1 protein-coding gene is annotated in these 239 nt (G+C 49.8%); it reads left to right on the top strand.

Annotated features, from left to right (window positions below; all coding sequences use genetic code 11):
* Positions 1-74: 74 nt before the first annotated feature.
* Positions 75-239: NadS family protein (nadS, locus tag AC0L2D_RS31875; protein WP_473544137.1), on the top strand; the 165-nt coding region annotated here is incomplete at its 3' end.

Genomic DNA, 239 nt, shown 5'->3' with positions numbered 1-239 from the left:
GCGTGGAACTGGTGCGGGAGATGATGGGGGAGCAGAGATAACCGTGATGAAACTGCTCAAAGGCGAGGTATAAAATGAGTTTTTTTGATGAGTTGAAAACCTCTCTGGAAGAGGCTGTCGAGATTAAACAAGGTTTGAAAAAACCTGCACGGGTGACCCGCCACGAAATTGAGGATGCTAAGGCTTTTGTAGACCGGAAACGGTGTTCACGCCGCATCCGGCATTCGGTGCTCAATGCC

The organism is Mesorhizobium sp. WSM4833 (assembly GCF_055811095.1).
Note: the sequence above shows the minus strand (reverse complement) of the source record. Positions and strands in the feature narration are given on the sequence as shown.